Origin of the sequence: Micromonospora sp. ALFpr18c, from assembly GCF_008868155.1 — a bacterium.
GTDB lineage: Bacteria > Actinomycetota > Actinomycetes > Mycobacteriales > Micromonosporaceae > Micromonospora.
The window spans coordinates 44,406-62,390 of the sequence record NZ_WBKR01000011.1 but is presented as its reverse complement, the minus strand read 5'-3'; the positions used below and the strand labels follow the sequence as shown (position 1 = coordinate 62,390).

9 protein-coding genes and 1 pseudogene are annotated in these 17,985 nt (G+C 66.5%); 2 read left to right on the top strand and 8 right to left on the bottom strand.

The window, feature by feature from the left end:
• Window positions 1-247 (bottom strand): transposase family protein (locus F8271_RS04450; protein WP_225854158.1); only part of this gene is annotated, 247 nt, incomplete at its 3' end.
• A gap of 1,178 nt (window positions 248-1,425) precedes the next feature.
• Between F8271_RS04450 and F8271_RS04445 the strand changes: the two genes are divergently transcribed.
• Window positions 1,426-1,851, top strand: coding sequence for a transposase family protein (locus tag F8271_RS04445; RefSeq protein ID WP_225854157.1), 426 nt, complete (start codon window positions 1,426-1,428; stop codon window positions 1,849-1,851).
• Between the two features lie 901 nt (window positions 1,852-2,752).
• Here F8271_RS04445 and pglX read toward each other — a convergent pair.
• Genes pglX through F8271_RS04415 form a run of 4 tightly spaced genes read right to left on the bottom strand, consistent with a single transcriptional unit; the run spans window position 2,753 to window position 10,182 of the window.
• Window positions 2,753-6,247 (bottom strand): BREX-2 system adenine-specific DNA-methyltransferase PglX, encoded by a 3,495-nt coding sequence (pglX, locus tag F8271_RS04430; RefSeq protein ID WP_151488354.1) that lies wholly within the window; start codon window positions 6,245-6,247, stop codon window positions 2,753-2,755.
• Window positions 6,248-6,281: 34 nt separating this feature from the next.
• Window positions 6,282-7,979, bottom strand: coding sequence for a DUF262 domain-containing protein (locus F8271_RS04425; RefSeq protein ID WP_151488353.1), 1,698 nt, complete (start codon window positions 7,977-7,979; stop codon window positions 6,282-6,284).
• 12 nt (window positions 7,980-7,991) lie between these two features.
• Window positions 7,992-8,873, bottom strand: a complete 882-nt coding sequence (locus F8271_RS04420; protein WP_151488352.1) for a hypothetical protein — start codon at window positions 8,871-8,873, stop codon at window positions 7,992-7,994.
• Complete coding sequence (locus F8271_RS04415; RefSeq protein ID WP_151488351.1) at window positions 8,863-10,182, bottom strand: DUF3696 domain-containing protein; 1,320 nt, start codon at window positions 10,180-10,182, stop codon at window positions 8,863-8,865. Before F8271_RS04415 ends, F8271_RS04420 begins: the two co-directional genes overlap by 11 nt.
• A gap of 203 nt (window positions 10,183-10,385) precedes the next feature.
• Between F8271_RS04415 and F8271_RS04410 the strand changes: the two genes are divergently transcribed.
• Window positions 10,386-10,613 (top strand): type II toxin-antitoxin system VapB family antitoxin, encoded by a 228-nt coding sequence (locus F8271_RS04410; protein ID WP_151488350.1) that lies wholly within the window; start codon window positions 10,386-10,388, stop codon window positions 10,611-10,613.
• Here the strand turns inward: F8271_RS04410 and F8271_RS33765 are convergent.
• The 3 genes and pseudogenes from F8271_RS33765 to pglW all read right to left on the bottom strand — a co-directional run bounded on the left by F8271_RS33765 (window position 10,594) and on the right by pglW (window position 17,983).
• Window positions 10,594-11,577: a DEAD/DEAH box helicase gene (locus F8271_RS33765; protein WP_255473641.1), complete on the bottom strand. Its 984-nt coding sequence runs from the start codon at window positions 11,575-11,577 to the stop codon at window positions 10,594-10,596. The two genes, F8271_RS04410 and F8271_RS33765, sit on opposite strands and share 20 nt — an antisense overlap.
• Window positions 11,477-12,610: pseudogene (locus F8271_RS32940) on the bottom strand (DEAD/DEAH box helicase); the annotation flags it as partial. The gene F8271_RS33765 and the pseudogene F8271_RS32940, both read right to left, overlap by 101 nt.
• Before the next feature lie 1,230 nt (window positions 12,611-13,840).
• Window positions 13,841-17,983, bottom strand: a complete 4,143-nt coding sequence (gene pglW, locus F8271_RS04395) for a BREX system serine/threonine kinase PglW (RefSeq protein WP_151488347.1) — start codon at window positions 17,981-17,983, stop codon at window positions 13,841-13,843.
• Window positions 17,984-17,985: the final 2 nt, after the last annotated feature.

Here is a 17,985-nt window from a genome sequence, read left to right as displayed (position 1 = left end):
CGCCCCGGGTGAACCCGAGCCGCTGCTGGTCCGCCTCGTCCAGGTCGTACAGCCAGTCGGCGATCGCGGCGAACGACGAGGCGCCGGCCAGGACCGCGCAGACCGCGACGGTCAGCAACGCGGCCAGTGGATACCGCACTCCGTGCGGATTACGCGGGTCCGGGATCACGCTGACAGCGTCCAGGAGCCCACGACGTTCACCCTCGGTGATCGGCGGTGACGGCGTCTCACCGCTCGGGGTTGTCACAGTCAGTACGGAGATCAGGGATGATGACATCTGCGGGTGGAGTCCTCGGTGTCGTGCAGTCCTAGAGAAACTCCATGATCACCCTGAGGGCTTCACCCGCTTCAACCGCCTCCACATAGGCCAATCACCCGGCATCATCCCAGCTCACCGGCTCGCCGAACGAGAACGCAACAGCCCTGTCCCGGGATCGGAGACCCGGCACCACCGTCGTGACAGACGACGCCCCACGCCACACCCTAGGGGACAAAACGGTCAAGCCGAAAACCCTACCGGAGGACAAGACCCCTCTGACGAATCGAGGTCAGCAGTAGGTATTCGTTGCCGTCACCGGACCCCGACCGGGACACTGACTATCGACCGCGATTGAGTGCGCTTCCATTTCCCTGTGAAGGGTTGGCCGGCGGCAGGAAGCCACCCGGAGGTGGTGCCGAAACCCGGGACATGCCGGACTGGGTAGGTGCACTCGTTAATGCGGCGAAGGGGGCAGGTGAGTACGCGCCCCTAGGAGCCGCCTGCGAGGGACCGGACGGGCCGGGCTGCCGCTCCTCACGAAGACGAACGAATTCCGCGTGCAGGGAGCCAATGACTGAATCAGGCCTGATCCAGTAAGGTCGCCGCGAAGCTTGTTCAGATATAAAAGCCTCTATGTAAAGAACATCCTGTAGGAGGTTGCTCGTCTTTTGGCTGATTTCTCTATCGAATACCAGATCCTCTCTGTTGAGCCCCGTAATCCTAGCCTCTTCCCTCTCGTTGGCGCCGGCTACACGTACGGCATGGCGAGCCAGATAAATCAGGAATTGGTCATCCCCCTCCTTCACCTTTCTCCGCACATGACTCCAGGCATAATCGACTAGATGTCGAGTTCGATTCGGGTCATTGATTCGGGCCATCTGCATAGTCCTTTCTGGCGAGATTGCGGACAGGGGCCCTTCGGCCGAAAATTTTGAGGCCCTACTATGGAACGCGAGAGATCGACCCCGGGTTCAGTGCCAGGTGACCCAGTGAGGTGATCTCAACAAGGACGGGAGCGCGGATCGGGACGACACGGGCATTGCGTCCATGGCGGACAGTGCTGGATGTGGGCGTGGAGCCATCGGTAGACAGGTCTTTGCGACAAGATCAGTCTCCGAGAGGGCTCCACGTGATCACCTATTCTGCTCGACGTCCCCAGGGAACTCGTGCAGCACGTGGCGCGGCTGTTGCGCGCCGAGCGCCGGGCGTTGGGTACCCGGGCGGGCGCGTGGGCGTTGACCTGCTTCTACCAGGCGCTTTTGGTGTTGGTGTGGTTCCGCAAGGGTGAGGACAAGACCATCATCGGGGCCGGGTTCGGGGTGTCGAGGGCGACTGCGTACCGGTGCGTCGCCGAGGCCGTGCGGGTCCTGGCGGCGCAGACACCCACCCTGCACGACGCGTTGGCGCGGGTCGCCGCCGACGGCTGGTCGCACGTCATCCTCGACGGGAAACTGTTCGACACCGACCGCCTGGCCGAGACCACCTCGAGCGTGAAGTGCGACCCGATCGACGCCTGGCACTCCGGGAAATACCGCGATTTCGGGGCGAACATTCAGGCCGTGATGCGCCCACGGCCCCGGCGGTATGCCTGAAGATCTTGGCTCACCGATCTTGCTTGCGCGACCCCAAGACGCCGACGATCGGACACACTCCGGACCACTATGGAGCTTGTTTTGAAACACGGTTGTTGCAACGAATGCAGCCATCTCGATCATCGTGATGTCCGCGTGGACGATGGTGCGGCAGGCTGCTGTACAGCCGGCTACCGCCAGCAGGCGGTCGCCATCGAGACCGCATAGCCGCGGTCAGGTCGTGGCCGAGATGGCCTGCTCATCGAGGTAGTCGTCCAGTTCGAGGAAGTGCGGAAGCGCCTGACGCATTCCTTCCACCCCTGAGTTCAGGGCGTTCGCAAGGTTTCAGCCAACGCAGCATGTGGTGGTTTGAAGCCTCCTCCCGAAAGGCGACTCCGAAGGGCCAAACCTTCATCTTCTGCACAGCATCGATTCCTGAAATCGCTCCTACATTGCGATCACCATTCCTCGTTCGTGGCACACGCTATTGCGTAGTCGCTTGAGTGCCGGCTGACCTGCGGGAATTCGCGGTCAACCGCAGGGCATTCGCAAGATCGAGCTATGACCGGATATTCGGTTATGTGATAGTCACGCCGGTTTTGGTGGGTACGTAGAAGAGCGCGGCCTTCTGGCGATCATGCAGATGTCTAGACTGATGCCCTTTTGACCACCCTGCGCAACACCGCGATCAGCCTGCTCCGCCTGGCCGGCGTCGCATCCATCGCGCCAGCCCTATGAAAGAACAGCCGAAACCCGCGCCGATCCCAACAACTACTAGGAATCACCTAGAACGGGCATATCTCTACCTTGCGAACGCCCTGCATCGCCCATCGCCCATCGCCCATCGCCCATCGCCCATCGCCCATCGCCCCCCGAACATATGTTCGGCAACCCCGGCCGTCAAGGTTGCCCGCTCCGGATCTCAGGGCAGCTCTGGCACACCCCGCAGCAGCGCCAGCGCGGAGCGGTCGGAGCTGAGCTGGGCCAGCTCGGCGTTGATGAAGTCGGTGAAGAACTCGGCCGGTGATCCGGGGAACCCGGGCTGCTCACCCGAGTGCCACTGGTGCAGCCACGGCTCGATCTCGACCAGCCCGGCAAGCAGGGGCAGCAGCCGGTGCGCCGGCCACGCCTCCTGAGTCTTCCGGTCGAGGTAGACGGTGGCGAGCGCCTGCGCCTGCGCCAGGTGGTCCCACCCGGCCCAGCCGAGCAGCTCGCTGCCGTCGTTGTCCCGCCCCGCCTGCGGGTACGAGATGAACCGCTCCTTCGGCACGTCGAGCTTCCCGCGCGCCTTCCAATACGACGGCCGGGCGAAGTCCGCCGACGTGTACTTCGGCGGCACCTCGATGGTGACCTTCTCCCCCGCGTCCTCCCGACGCTGCAACGCCCAGGTCCGCTCCCACTGCGCGCGCTTGCGCAGCCCGGCCGGCTTGTAACGCTGCGCCGGCAGGTACGGCACATGCTCGTCGGCGAGCAACTGCCCCAGCGTGCGCGTCAGGTCGTAGCTGTCGTGCCCGACCCACAGATCCAGCACCGCCCGGAAATCCTGATCCCCACCGACCCGGTCGGCGAGCTGCGCCACCGACAACGGCTTCGGCTGCCCCGCCCACAACTCCGCGGACTCCAACCGGTCGAGCAGCCAATCCCGCAGCGCGGCCGACTGCATCTTCTCCCACCCGTCGGTGGACCAGCGCCGCTTGCACTCCGGCCGCTCAATCAGCCCAATGTGCCGGTTGGATTCGATGGTGGCGATCCGCCGCTCCACGAGGGACCGGTACTCCGCCGGCCAATGCGGCTGCGGCCGGTCGATCGGCTTCGACCCGTGCCGGTTGAACCATTCGGTCTGCGCCCCGCTGGTGTGCAGCACGATCTCGAAGGCCCGCTCCCCCAGCTTCAGCTCCGGCGGATCGGGACAGGTCAAATCCTCGTCGATCAGCCCGTAGAGCCGGTAGACCTCCCAGTCCAACTCCTCCTGCAACGCGATCATCCGCGCCCGCACCGAGTGGTACTCCGTCTCAGCCTCCGCGAGCCGCTGCCGGCTCGGCACCCCCGAAGCGGCAACCGCCGCCGGGGTCAAGCCACTGAGCCGCTGCGCCAGCCCATCAAGTTCCCGTGCCCGCCCCAACGGGTACGCCGAAGGCAGCGGAAATTCATTTACCTTAGTCCCCGTGAAATCATAAAAGTGCTCCCAGTCATCGCTCGTGAAACCACCACCCTGGCCACGAATGCCCTTGTCATGACAGACCTGTTTGAGCCAAAAGCAGGAAGTCGAGCTGTTAAGAGCCCCAAGGAGCCCCAAGTATTCAGCTTCACCCGCGCCTTCAGGAAGCAAAATAACCGGCGCGGCGCGATTGAAAATATCTCCGCCACGATTCAATATAAACCGGTTATGTGTAGAAACGAACGAAAATGATATTTTCATAGGCGCCACCCACCTTGCTGGGTGGAAATCCGAATATTCAAACCAGGCCAGGCCGCGCTCCTCCTGAGTTCCAGAGAGTGCGCGACGCGCCTTTAGCGGGAGTCGATACCTCCAAAGCAGCCTTAACCCAGCCGGGCCCGCAACAGGCGAGCCATTGAGGTCGTATGGAAATACGACACTGTCACCTTCATCTGCCACATAGTCTCTAATTGCAGTGCCAGTAATGAATGGCGCAATTTGCGTATCGCCCCGCAGCCTGCGAGCCATCGAGCGCCCAATCAAATAAGCGTCGTCGGCCCGGGTTTCGGCTACAAGCCCAATAACTTCGACCATCGAACCAAGCTTGCCTGACGAGTTCTCCTCAACGAATCTTTTGACGTCGATGGCACCTGCGCCGGCAAGACTCCACGGGAAATTGGCTAGCTGCCTACGGGGGAGGTCGGAGACAGTAACCCAATCCGACTCGGAACCTGGAACAGCCACCTGTTCAACGACAGCTGTCCACACTAGACCTTTGGCGGCGAACGCAGGTTGAGACGGTTCGCCTCGAATACCGAGTACCGCCCGGACAGTGCCGGAACGGCGGCGACTGTTGGGCCGACCAATTAGGATTACTGTGGGAGTGCCATGGCCAGGAATGTAGGCACCGGAGGTGTCGATCACCTCCGTCAATTCAACCTCGTGCGCAAAGTACTTTTCGATCAGATGCTTACCGAACTCGCGCTTCATGAATGAATTTCCGGTGATTTGGCCAACGTGCCCAGCGCCCTCGCCGTGCTCGTCTGACCACTTGGCCAAATCAAAGAAACGCTTCGCAAAGGGTACGGTCAGCGCGTATTGCCGGTAACAGACGGTCTTGTAGATCTCGCGGTAGAGGCCATTGCGGGCGCTGTCCGCGACGGTGATGTAGGGCGGGTTACCCACCACAACTGTGTACTGGTTTTCGGCTAGGTAGTCCTTGAGCAGGTCGGCGTCTTCGCTCTCGTACGCGAAGATCGCCTTGCCCTCAATTTCGGCGAGCAGGTCGCCCTGCGCTCGGGAGCTGAACGCCCCCCACGGCAGCAGCGAGTCGCCAGTCGCCACTCTAACCGGAAACGCCGGCGTGCGTTCCAGCTTGGTCAGCCCGCACACCTTCATCGCGGCGATCAGCAGCCGGAACCGGGCGATGGCCACCGCGAAGGCGTTGATGTCGACGCCGGTCACCTGGCCGAGCGCCCGTTCGACGAGCACCTTCACGTCGGTGGCTGGCTCCCGGTCCCGCCACTTACCCACCAGCCGGTGGAACGCGCCGAGCAGGAAGTGCCCAGAACCGCAGGTCGGGTCGATGACGCTGGTCGCGGCGAGGCCGAACTCCTTGACCGCCGGCTCGAAGGTGCGGTCGAGGATGAACTCCTCCACGAACTCCGGGGTCTGCAACAGCGCGTACGTCTTCTTCGCGTGCGTCGACATGTCCTGGTAGAGGTCGCCCAGGAACCGGGTGTTCAGGTCCGGTCGACGAAGCGAGACAGCGCCCGCGCCGCGCCGGAAGAAGTCGCTCAGCTCCTCGCCTGCCGGGCCGGAGATGTCGAAGCGCCACAGCGGGTTGTGCTTTCTGTCGAAGATCTTGCCGGTGGCCTTCAGCTCGGCCAGGTAGCCGAAGGCCTCCCGCAGCCAGTGCCGGTCGTTGTGCCGGGGGTTGGCGATCAGGTACGCCTGCCGGTGCTGCACGGCCCGTTCGGCCGGCGCGGCCGGATCAGCCCCGCCGATCCAGAGCTTCTCGACCAGCGCGTTGTCCTCACAGAACCGGACGAACACGCAGCCGAGCACCCAGGCAACCGCTGCCTGGTCGAGCACGTCGTCGAGCCAGGTTTCGAAGCTGCCGCCGACGCGCTGGGCGTCCTTCGCCGCCGCGTACTCCTGGCGCAGCTCCGCCCGCAGGCCCGGCGCCTCCGCGACCTGCCGGCGCAGATCGTCCACCAGGGTCTTGACCTGCGTCTGCAACGCCTTCAGCTCGATCACCGCCAGATTCTAAGGCCGTTCCCCCTCACAGCCACTACTCCGAGTCGTCGTCGGCCACGCCTTCGAGATCATCACCCAGTCCGAACCCGATCTCCTCGGCAAAAGCACGCAGCCGGACCTCTAGCTCGCGAGTGCGGTCGGCAACGAAGAGGGCACCGTTGCCCTCCTTCAGCCGAAACCAGGCGGACAAGGGGATGGCATGACTCTCGAGGATCCGGCGAGCACCTGCAGATGAGTAGGGGCTCGCGGGATCGTGGTCGAACAGTCCACCGCCGTCCGCTGGCAGGTCGGTCAGTGACTTCTCCACCCCGAGCCCCGCGACAGTAGGAAAGACCAGCTTGTTGGCGGGCCGGGAATCACCGGCGACTACCGAACGATATGCCTGGGTCGCACCTGAGGCGAGCAACCGGACCACGTCGAACTCCTGACCCATTCCATCCGAGCGCTTGGGCAGCTCGTTCGTCTCCCACGCGACATAGGCCAACGTACGAGCGCTGTTCAGGTTGAAGGCGTCGGGCATCGGCTGGACCGCCCCGGTGTCGAGGCTCAGCCTGACCCGCCGGGTGGCGAACAGTTGCATCTCCTCGAGAGCCGACCGGAGAACCGTCGAGTTCGCACCTGCGAAGGAGCCAGCCCAGGAGGTGACCCAGAACCAGCGCCGCAGCTCGAACCATTGGTCATCGTTTGGCTCAGGGCAATGGTGGAAGAACTTGGCCAGCACCACGAGTTGGTGTGCGTAGGGCAGGAACCGAGCCAGGGGCAGACCCGCAGAGATCAAGAATTCGACCGTGCGGTGTACCGCCTGCTCCGCTGCGGGAACGGCATCAACCAAGCGGTTCTGAAGTCGCTGGGCCATTGCCTCCCACCGCGGTGTCATCACGTCCGGCTCATCGGCGACCGCCAGGACGACGCGGAAAACGGCCAGACGAGGCAGCTCACCGAAACCGGTGGTTGCGACCGATTCCACGATGTCGTCGACGCGGTTGGCCAGCGTGCGCTGACCCGGCCGGTGAGTCAGCGCGGATATCACCTGGTCGGCATCCATCCGTACGCCCTTGCGGTTGAGCCTGGTGTAGACCTCCACCGCCTGCTCCAGGTCACCGCCTTTGATTGTGATCAGGCTGAGCTTGTAGCCCTTGATGCGCTGAACGACCCGATCCGCCTCGCGCACCAGCCGATCCGCCCTGTCCCGGCCCACGCGATACTCCAGGTTGCGTGAGAAGTTCAGGAAGTCGAGGGTGTTCGCCACTGAGCGGACAGGGAGAAAGTTGTCCGGTGCCGGAGCGGGTGGAGTGCCAGCTGCACGGTGGTGGCGGTAGCGCTCGGTGTCACTCCTGGGCGAGAGGTCGCGGTAGATCCGCCACTTCCATTCGCGCTGATCGTCAGGGCGAGGCGGACGACCGAGGCGACGAAGGACACCGAAGAGCGTGGAGATCCGCTGGTGTCCGTCCAGCACATAGGACACCACCTGCCCCGGGGGTGGATCGTCGACGGTCACGTCGCCGACTTGGTCGAGTGACTCGACCTGCCTGGTGGTCTCCCATAGCAACAGGCTCCCAATCGGGTAGCCCCGCTCGACGCTGTCGAACAGGTCGAGCATCTGCTCAGGGCGCCACACGAACGGCCGCTGGAAGGCCGGCACCCGCAGCACGCCTGCGCCAACGTCATCCAGAACCGCGTCCAAATGAAGCACGGCCGGTTCGAGTCGGCTCTCGCCGCGCTCACTCAGCATGATGCCAGTGTCCTACAGGATCTCGTGGATCATTGCCAGCACCTGCCGCAGCTCGGCTACCACGTCTGGTCCTAGCTCATGAAAGTCGGCCTCGGACAACATCAGGCCCTCCGGCATCAGTGGCGAAGGCATCTTCCCATCCTTGCCTACGAAGTGAACTTTGAGATGCTTGTATCCGCGCTGCTGCGGGACCATCCCCCGGAGTTCCTTGACCTTGTCCGTGCGGTGCGGGAAGTGCCGGTCCCACACCTGGAAGGGCACATAGTTCTCGACCATCCGCCAGGTGAGCATGTGCACGTGCGGCACGCCGTCGCGCTGCGCCTGCCGGACCTTGGCGTCGTTCGGGCTAGGTTTGGCGGCATCGTCACGGTCGCTGTCGAGCAGCATCGCGACCCGAATGATCAGCGAGAAGTCCCGACACTCGTCGGCTGCCAGAGCCGGCATCTGACCGGTGCCGCCGCTGTGGCAAAACTTCAACCACCGCTTCCGAAGCGCCTGGACTACCCGCTGGTCGTCGAGGGCAGCCGCCATTGCCTGGACGAAGCCGCCGTCGCCGATTCTGTTCTCGACCACCAGCACCGCTGGCTTGCCCAGGTCATCGGCGACCGCCCCGACATTTCCCGTCGTCACCGCGAACCCCCGTCGGCTGCGAGGCCGGGCGGCGGCCGGTAGGCCACGGTCCGCTGCCGCCTCGACAGCCTTCGTGGCCCAAAGCTTCAGGTCCGGCCCTTTGATCTTGGCCGCGTAGAGCGTCGCCACGAAGGATGCGGCGCGTACCGCCTCGGGGCCGGTCGGCGACCAATCGTGACGTCCCCGTGCGACCAGCTTGAGGATCTCGATCACCGGAAGATGGTCATCGCCATCGAAGACCTCAGTGTCGATGTCAAGAAGCATCGTCGAGTCGCTCCATCTGTGCGGCAGCGAGGGCTCGGACCTCGTGGTAGTCCTGCGAGAAGTAGCCGTCGGGCCAGGTGTCGTCAAGGTTGCCTAGTTCGTCGATGTCCACCCGACGAACCACCGAGGCACCGTCCCGCTGCTCGACGACATACACCCGGACCATGTCGGCCGAGATGTCGTTGTGCTCGGCGATCCGGCGGCGTAGTCGCAGCAGCAACGTCTCGCTGTGCGTCTCGATGAGGAACTGGGTGCTCGTCGCCCTGGCGGTGTTGAGGTAGAGGTCCGCCAATTCGGCGTGCGCCGCCGGATGCAGGTGCATCTCCGGCTCTTCGATGATCTGCAAGGGCGCGAGGTCCGTAGCGCCGCGCATCTCGTCGAGGGCACACTGCACCAGAATCGGCAGCACCTGGGCCAGCCCGGTACCCGCGTCGGCCAGGTTGACCCTGACCTCGCTGTCCCGCCGGACCAGTACCGTCGACCAGAGGGTGCCGTCCGGGATCTCGGCGATCCGCCAGTCTGGCACGATCGCTTCCAGGAGTTCGTTGACTCGTGCGACCAGGGCGCCACCCGCTCGGCGGGCGTCATCCGCGAGGATGCCCTGCATTCCTTCGCCCTGCACGCCCAACAGCTTCGGTGCCCCCAGCGGCAGTCGGTGCTGCCGAGCGACCCGTTCCCGATATGGGCTGAGATATCGGATCGGGCCGGGACTTAGCTCGAAGTCGACCAGGTCCGTCAGCCCCGGCACCGCGCTCAGGTCCGGCACGAGTCCCTTGAAGGCGACCGGCAGGACAGTCCGCTCTCGTCCAACCTGTTTGATTTCGTACTCCAGTTGCTCACCCTGACGAATCTGGGGCAGCGGAGTGACGGCGATCCCGTCGATGTCGGGTGTATCGCGCTGGCCGGACGCGACCAACCGTGATGAGACGAGCATCGCCGTGATCTGCGGCGACACGATGTCCAGACTCGACACGACCGCGCTGTTGATGCTGTCCACGTACTGGATCTCGGCCTCAAGAGCAAACCTCGATCTGCCCTCGACAACCAGCCCGAGCTTTATCGGGCGTCCAGTGAGATGATCATGGTAGAGCTCTCGGAAGTCGTCCACGGTGTCCGGCCCGAGCCTGTCGAGGTCGAGCGGTGCCGTGCCGCTGGTGTTGAAGCCCGTGGCGATGACCAGCGGCGCGCGGGTCAGCACACTCTTGCCAGAGTTGTTCTTACCGAGGACCACCGTGACCGGGGCCAACTCGATCTCCTGCCGGTCCCGGAAACAGCGGTAGTTCTCCAACACGATCTTGCGCAGCGGCATTCCTAGATTTTTACCACAGTAAGTGACGACGCAGGTGCCCTCCCGTCGTCCACTCCGGACGGGAGGCGCGCCGACGCCTGCGACGCTCAAATCCAGACGTTGGCTTACGGGGCGAACGTTAGGGCGTTCCCGCAGCGTCTGCTATCAAGGGCATGCCGACCAATCGATGCCATCGGCGATGATCGCTCACCAGAGGAGTACCCATGAGCCGGACTGTCCTTGATGTGGATGACAAGCTATTGGCCGAGGCCGGCCAGATCCTCGGCACCGCGACGACACGGGCCACCGTCGACGCGGCCCTCAAGGCTGTCGTCGACCTGGAGAATCGGCGACAGTTCGCCGACTGGCTCAAGAGCGGAGGGCTTCCCGATCTGACGGGTCCCGTCGAGACCCATGAGAAGCCGACGCCGCCTACTCCAGCAGGCTCTTGATGTCGGCGGCGGTGAACTGCGCGGAAGCGAACTCGCCGCCGTCCAGGACGCTGCTGAACAGCTCCGCCTTACGCGCCTGCAACGCCATCACCTTCTCCTCGATGGTGTCCTTGGCGACCATCCGATACACCATGACGTTGCGGGTCTGGCCGATGCGGTGCGTCCGGTCGACCGCCTGGTTCTCCGCAGCCGGGTTCCACCACGGGTCGAGCAGCAGGCAGTAGTCGGCCTCGGTGAGGTTGAGGCCGAAGCCACCGGCCTTGAGGCTGATCAGGAAGACCTGGTTGCCGCCGTTCTTGAATCCGTCGATGACGGCAGCCCGGTCCCGGGTGGTCCCGTCCAGATAGCTGCAGCTGATCCCGGCCGCCTCCAGTCGCTGCCGGGCCGCGCCGAGGAAGCGGGTGAACTGGCTGAACACCAGACTCCGGTGCCCCTCGGCGACCAGGCTGGAAATCCGTTCGGTGAGCACGTCCAGCTTCGTCGCCGGCACATTCTGGTGCTTCGGGTCGACCAACGCCACGTCGAGGCTCGCCTGCCGCAGCAGCGTCAACGACCGGAAGATCTCGAACCGGTTCTTCTCCAGGTCACCGAGGAGACCGAGGACCTTCTGCCGCTCCCGCTGCAGGTAAGCCTGATAGACCCGGCGGTGCCGGCGGTCCAACTCCACCTCGATGACCTGCTCCTGCTTGGCCGGCAGGTCGGCCGCCACGTCCGCCTTGCGTCGGCGCAGCATCAGCGGCCGGATCCGGCGGCGTAGCTGGGCGAGCCGGTCCGGGTCCCGCTCCTTCTCGATCGGGTTGCGGTAGTAGTCGGTGAACCGGTCGGCACGGGGCAGCAACCGGCGCAGTGATCGAGCAGAGCGCCCAGAGCTCCCCGAGGTGGTTCTCCATCGGCGTGCCCGTGATCGCCAGCTTGAACGGGGCCGGCAGAAGCTTCGCACAGCGGTGCGCCTGGGACTGCGCATTCTTGACGAACTGCGCCTCGTCGAGGATCAGCCCGGCCCACTCGATGGTGCGATAGTCGTCGTACTCCAGCCGGAACAGCGTGTACGAGGTGACCACGATGTCCGCGCCGGCAGCCACCTCAGCCAGGGGTGCGCCGCGCCGGGCAACAGTCTGGGTGACCGCCCGCACGTCCAGCTCCGGTGTGAAGCGGGCCGCCTCGCTCGCCCAGTTGGCGACGACGCTGGCAGGCGCGACCACCAGAAACGGTGACTCGGCGCGCGCGTGGCAGATCAGCGCCAACGTCTGCAGGGTCTTACCGAGCCCCATGTCGTCGGCGAGAACGCCGCCGAGGCCGTGATCGTGCAGCGTGGCCAACCAACGGAAACCATCCTGCTGGTACGGGCGCAGTTGCGCCCGTACCCCCGCCGGGATCTGCTGTTCGGCGGTGGGTGCCGCCTCGCTGAGCGCGCGTACCGACCGCTGCCAGGCCGCGGCCTGGCCGGTGACCTCACCCAGCTCGGCCAGCTCGTCCCAGAGCCCGGCCTGGAATCGGCCGACCCGCAGCACCCCGGGTGGGGCGTCCGCGAGTGCCCGGGATTCGGCGATCAAATCCCGCAGCTGCTGGAATTCCGGTCGTTCGAGTGCGAAGTAAGTGCCGCTGGGCAGGATCAGGTACTGCTGCTCCTGAGCGAGCGCCGCGAAGAGCGCGACGAAGTCGACCTGCTCACCACCGACGGTGACCCGCACCGACAGGTCGAACCAGTCATGCTCGCCGGGCTCACCGCCGTCGGCGAAGGTGATGGTGGGCGCGGCGTACGTCTCCTGGTAGTCGTCGAGCGCGCCGTCCGGTGGGGTGACCAGCTCGACACCGTCCAGCTCGGCCAGTCGCGGAAGGACGTCACTGACGAACCGGATCAGGGCGTCACCGGAGAGGCTCGCCGAGGCTGCCAGTCGAGGCCCGGTCGAGTCCAGGAGCTCGGGCACCGGCTTGGCGACCAGGTCGACGACCTGCCGCAGGAGCTCCGCGCGGCGTTCATCCGCGACGGCAGACATCCCGTCCCGCAGCGGCTCGGGATGGCGTCGGCCCCCGACGACACGATGCCACTCCCAGGCCACCCGGAGACGCTGGTCGGGCTCGGGGCTCGCTGTCGCGGTCAGGGTGGCCGGCCCTACCGTCGGAAGCTGAACGGCCGGATCGGCGGCGAACACCTCGACCTGGCGGAGCAACTCCGGATAGAAACGGTCGAAGAACTGCTGCTCCTCGGCAGCCGGAATCCGGATGGCCGGCCCGCCGAGCGCCCGTAGCATTCCCGGCTGCAACGTCCCGGCCAGCGGCGCCAACCAGAGCGCCGGTACGCCGGCTCGGGCGTCCGGCCCGCTGAGCTCCGCCAACCCGGCGAGGCCGTGCGCCGGCTCGCCGACGAGGAGTACGCGTGACACGGGGATCGGGGCGCCACCGGCCGACAGCGTCGGTGCCAGCACCAGCTCTCCATCAGCCCGATCGACCTGGACCGAGAGCCGGGCCGGACGACCCAGCACGACCGGCCCGGCACGCTTACCGGCCTGCACCAGTGGCAGCCCAGCCTCGTCCGCCTCGGCCAGCAGGTCCCAGATTCGCCGGCTGGCGAACTCGTGCAGCGCGAACGCCCGCCGATGGCCGTCGTAGTAGTGGTAGGGGTCGTTGCCCGTACTCCCCAGTCGGGCGATCTCGACGAGCAGTCGACGGTGCCGCTCGGTCTGCCCCGACCGGCCGAAGTAGGCGTAGCTCAACGTTGACCAGCTGATTCCAGATCGCACCCAGCCGGTGCGGCCCGGCAGCACCGGCCGTAGGTCGACCTGGAATCCCGCGCCGCCGTCCGAGCCCTGGGAGACAACGTCGAACTGCAGGCCGAGACCGGGTGGCTCCGACTCCGGCACAGCCGGCGGCGGGGCGACGTCCCGGACCAGTGCGGAGACCGCCCGCTCCCAACTCGCCGTTTGCCGCACCGGGCGGGGTTTCCGGGGCTCGACCGCAATGAGTGTCGCGAGCACCAGGGCGACAAGGTGCGCACACCCGGCCTGCCCGCACCCGCAGGAGCCATCCAACGCCTCGACCATGCCGTCGGGTGTCCAACAGCACCGTCGCCGCCACCCGGCCGGTTGCGCTGCCGTCGAGCCGACCGTGCGCCTGACCGGTTTCCGGATCCCACTGGATGTCCAGCAGTTCCCCGTGCTCGAGCAACTGGCGTGCCCGCACGAACGCCCGGGTGCCGACAAGCTCATAGAGCGCGGCCTCGGCCGGGCTCAGGGCGAGCTTCGCCACGACTCAATCCCTTCGCTGGCGGACGACTCGATCCAGTCGTCGGCGAGCCACAACGACTGGCTGGCCAGTGACGTAAGCGGCAACTGCACCCCGTCCAGCATCGCCGGGTCAGGTCGACGGGCCGGCACCAGCAGCAGTCGGGCCGCCGGTCGAGACCTGGTCGGATCGGCCAACTCCTGGAGCAGCCCGAGCTGCCCGTACCGGGCCAGCGGCGCCGCCTCGGTGATCAACACCGGTCGGTCGGCTGCGGCGATTGCTTCGTTGACGGCCGGCACCACCTGGTGTCGGACCAGATCCACGAGGCTGCGGAAGTCGGCATCCAAAGCCGAGCCGTTGTCCGCCGCCACGATCGCCTCCCACGGAAAGCCCAGCGAACGCAAGCGCTCCAGCAGGATCGCCGTGACATCCACCTCGGCCACCGGCAGCCGGGCCAGCAGTGCCCGCCGGGCTGGGCCGAGCCGCCGCCATGGCGCCAGCACCGCGAGGAAAGACCGCCGCTCGATGGCCGAGGCGATTTTCTGGGCCACCTCATCGGTGGCGGTAGGCCCAAGCAACGGCGCGTGCGTGGTGGCCATTCGGGTGCCGGTCACCGAGGCGGGCATGCTCACCGGCCCGTACACCCGGTCCTGTGCGTGCCAGGTCAGCGGCACCTCGGCCGCCGCGAGCAGGTCAGTCAGGGCGGGGCGGTCCGGCACCCGCTCCGCCCGGGGAAAGCGGCTCTGCACCCGGTCACGGATCTGCTGCGGCCCGAGCCGCTGGCCGATCAGGCCACCGACCGACAGCCGCAGCGCGCGCTCCGCCGACATGCCCACCGGGTAGAGCTGCCCCTGCGCATTGACGTCGACCCGGTCGTTGCTCCCGATCGCGGCGAGTTGCAACAAGCGCAGGTCGGCTACCGCAGGCATGCCGGCCGGCGAGGGCAGCCGGCGTAGCTCCTCGACAGCGCGCTGCCGGGTCGGCAGCGGGTCAGCGTCAGCCAACTCGACGGCTCGGCCGCCCAGCGCCACCACGTACCCGAGGAAGTCAGCGGCGGTGACGTCGGACGCCGGATCGTCCGGCTCCCGACCGACCAGGACGGTGCTGGAGGTACGGAACCGCTGGATGGCCAACCGGGCGTCCCCGCCGGTGCTCAGCTCAGCCTCGACGGCAGCGCGGACCAGCCCGACCGCCTGCGGCAACCGCTTCGGCGCGGCAGTGTAGGAACCGCGGGCCGCGATCAACGACTGGGCCAGTTCCTCGGCGGACATCACCGCGCCGCGGGCGTCGAGCAACGCCACGAGTTCGTTGCGTACCGCCTCCAGTGCGGGGTTACCCAACCACGTCTTGGCCTGCGCGCTCAACAGCTTGGATATCTGCGGCTGACTCCGGCCGGTGGCTCGCGCTGCCTCGCTCTGAGCCGGCCAGCACAGGAATGTGCCATCGTCGGCGGGCGCCTGCCCGAGCAGCACGGCCACCGTCCGGTGGTTGCGTGACGTGGTGGCCGGCAGCAGGGTCACACAGAGCGCCTCGACGCCCTGTGCCAGCGGCTGCTCCTCGGTGGGAGTCGGCTCGCTGTCGCCGGGCAGCACCGCCCGCAGCGTGCGTGCCTGGGCAAGGATCTCCTTACGGGTGGCGTCCGGCACCCCCTTGGCCCTGGTCAGCTCCGATGGCTCGGCGTCCAGCAGGTCACCGACGGTGTGCATGCCCAGCCGTTCCAGCGCCGAGCGGGCCCGCGCGGTCAGCTCCGTCACCTCCAGCGGTGACTCACGGGTCAACCCCACCACCGCAGGCAGCGGCCCGACCGGCGTCACGGCCGGTTGCGGGATCTGCTGGAAGATGGCCCGCCAGGCATCGGTCATCTCGTCGACCGTGTCGAACCGGACCGCCGCGTCCCTGGCCAGCGACCGGCGGAAGAACTCCACAAGCCGGTCGGCCACGGCCGGGTCGAACGCCGCCGGATCGAGGGTCACCTCATCGCTGACCACCACCGGGTTGGCATTGTCGCCCCATCGGGGCAGGGTGCCCGTCGCCATCTCGTAGAGGACGACGGCCGCCGCGAACCGCTCCGCCGCCGCGTCGTAGCGCATCCGCCGCGGCGGGCCGAGAAACGGGTCGAGATAGCCGACGGTGCCCGCGCCAATCTGGTCGGCCGGGCTCGACGACAGCGAGAAGTCGAAGACGCACAGGTGCGGCTGCTTGTCCTTCGGGCGGGGCCGGGCCGCCAGGTTGGCGGGCTTCAGGTCACGGTGCCAGACGCCCTGCCCGTCGAGATAGTTGACGATGTCGAGGAGGTCCCGCCCATACCGCTCCAGCAGGTCCAGCGCCAATCGACCGCCACGCAACTCCTCGGCGAGGGTGCGCGCCCCGGCGCACTCCATCAGCAGCGCGGTCCGGCCACCGACCCGCACCGGCCCCTTGACCAGCGCCGCCACCTGGGGATGCTTCAAACCCCCGAGGGTACGGGCCTCAGCGGTCAGCCGTTCCTCGTGCTGTTCGTCGCGGGCCACCTTCAACACGAGCGGGCGCGACTCCCCCTCCCGGGCGACCAGGAGGGCCACCGCGGTGGCGCCGGAACCGAGGCGGTCCCTGACCTCCAAGCCGCCGTCGAGCACGTCACCCCGGTGGGCCGAAAGCGGGTCGGTCACCGGCTCTGGCTCCGGTGCGGTCAGCTTCTCCCAGACCTCTTCCACATCACTGCGGAAACGGGAAACGCTGGATAACCGGTGGCCCGGGTCGCCCCGGGTCGCGTCGTAGACCAGCTTGACCAAAATGTCAGGCATGCCATCGACTGCGGCGTCCAGGTGCAGGCCGCTGTCCCGAACCGCGTTAACCAACTCCTCCGGCGTAGCGGCCGGCGCAGCCCCGGCGAAGATCCGGTACGCCAGCGCTCCGAGCGAGAACACGTCGAGCTGGTGGCCCGGCATTCGGGTGGCGTTCTCGGCCTCCGGCGCCTGATAACGACGGACCTCGTCATCGAAGAACAGCTCCAGGCTGGCTGGGTCGCTCGAGGTGCCGAGACGGGTCAGTTGAGTCGTGGCGGCCAACCGACCGCCGGTCTGCCAGTCGGTGACCACCAGTGTCGGGCGCGACCCGTCCGGATCGCCGACATAGATCGCCCGAGGTGAGAGCGCCCGGTGAGCCAGTCGGCGAGAGTGCGCGTAGTCGATGATCTCGGCGAGATCCTGCACCAGCTGCAGCCGCTGGGCCAACGTCAACGCGTCGCCGCGCCGGAGCAGCCACTGGTCGAGGCGTACCCACTCCTGCTGGTGGTCGAAGACGACCGCCGGCCCCCACGAATGCTCGACCAGGTCGTGCGCCCGGGCCACTCCCGGATGGTGGATGCCCTGCAGGAGGCGGAACTCCCGCTCCGCCGCCTTGCGGATCGCCGGCACCTCGTGCTCGGCAGCCCGACTGGTCAGGTAGAACCGCACCCGACGCACGAGCGAGGCGTCCAGCGTGTGGCCGGCGAGGAAATCCTGCCAGCCGAGGCCCTCCGCGAACGGCTTCGGATGCAGCAGCAGTTGGCCGACCTTGCGGTCCGCCACCGACGGCCGGATCTTCGCGCCGCGCACCAGCTCGACGATCTCCCGCCCACGCGCCTCGTCCACCAGGTGATCGGGATTACGGGGCACGGCCAACAACAGCTTCTTCAAACCGGGCAGGCCGGAGTCGTGACCCTCCAGCCCGTAGATGTGTTGACTGCCGATCGCGTCGAGGTCAGCTCGCATCGCCCGCGCGTGGAGGAACACCGCAGCACCGACGTAGGGCGTTTCACGCTGCCGCCCGTGTTGCTTGGCGTAGTAGCGAATGAGGCTGGCCAGCCGCTTCGCCTTCCGGTTGGCCAGGATGTACGGATTGTCCTCGGGGATGAGCCGGGAGTTCGGCGCCCGTCGAACCCACTGGGTACCGTCACCGCGAATCTCGCCCTGCCAGTGCTTCAACTCCAGGACGTAGAGACCGCTCGGCGTCAGCACCAGGGCATCGACCTCGTTGATCGAGCCGTCGGCGCCGACGAACTCGACGTTCGTCCAGACGTGGAACGGGTCGGTGTCGGGCAGGTAGCCGGCCAACTCGCGCAGCCCGTCCTGCTCCCAGACATACGAGCTGGAGTTGATCTCCTCCCAGCGCGGTGAATCCTCCCGCATCC

Excerpts from the sequence above, each read along its gene's own strand:
- F8271_RS04420 (WP_151488352.1), bottom strand. The coding sequence starts at position 8,873 with ATGCTTCTTGACATCGACACTGAGGTCTTCGATGGCGATGACCATCTT.
- F8271_RS04425 (WP_151488353.1), bottom strand. The coding sequence starts at position 7,979 with ATGCTGAGTGAGCGCGGCGAGAGCCGACTCGAACCGGCCGTGCTTCAT.
- pglW (WP_151488347.1), bottom strand. The coding sequence starts at position 17,983 with ATGCGGGAGGATTCACCGCGCTGGGAGGAGATCAACTCCAGCTCGTAT.
- F8271_RS04415 (WP_151488351.1), bottom strand. The coding sequence starts at position 10,182 with ATGCCGCTGCGCAAGATCGTGTTGGAGAACTACCGCTGTTTCCGGGAC.
- F8271_RS04410 (WP_151488350.1), top strand. The coding sequence starts at position 10,386 with ATGAGCCGGACTGTCCTTGATGTGGATGACAAGCTATTGGCCGAGGCC.
- F8271_RS33765 (WP_255473641.1), bottom strand. The coding sequence starts at position 11,577 with ATGCGCAGTCCCAGGCGCACCGCTGTGCGAAGCTTCTGCCGGCCCCGT.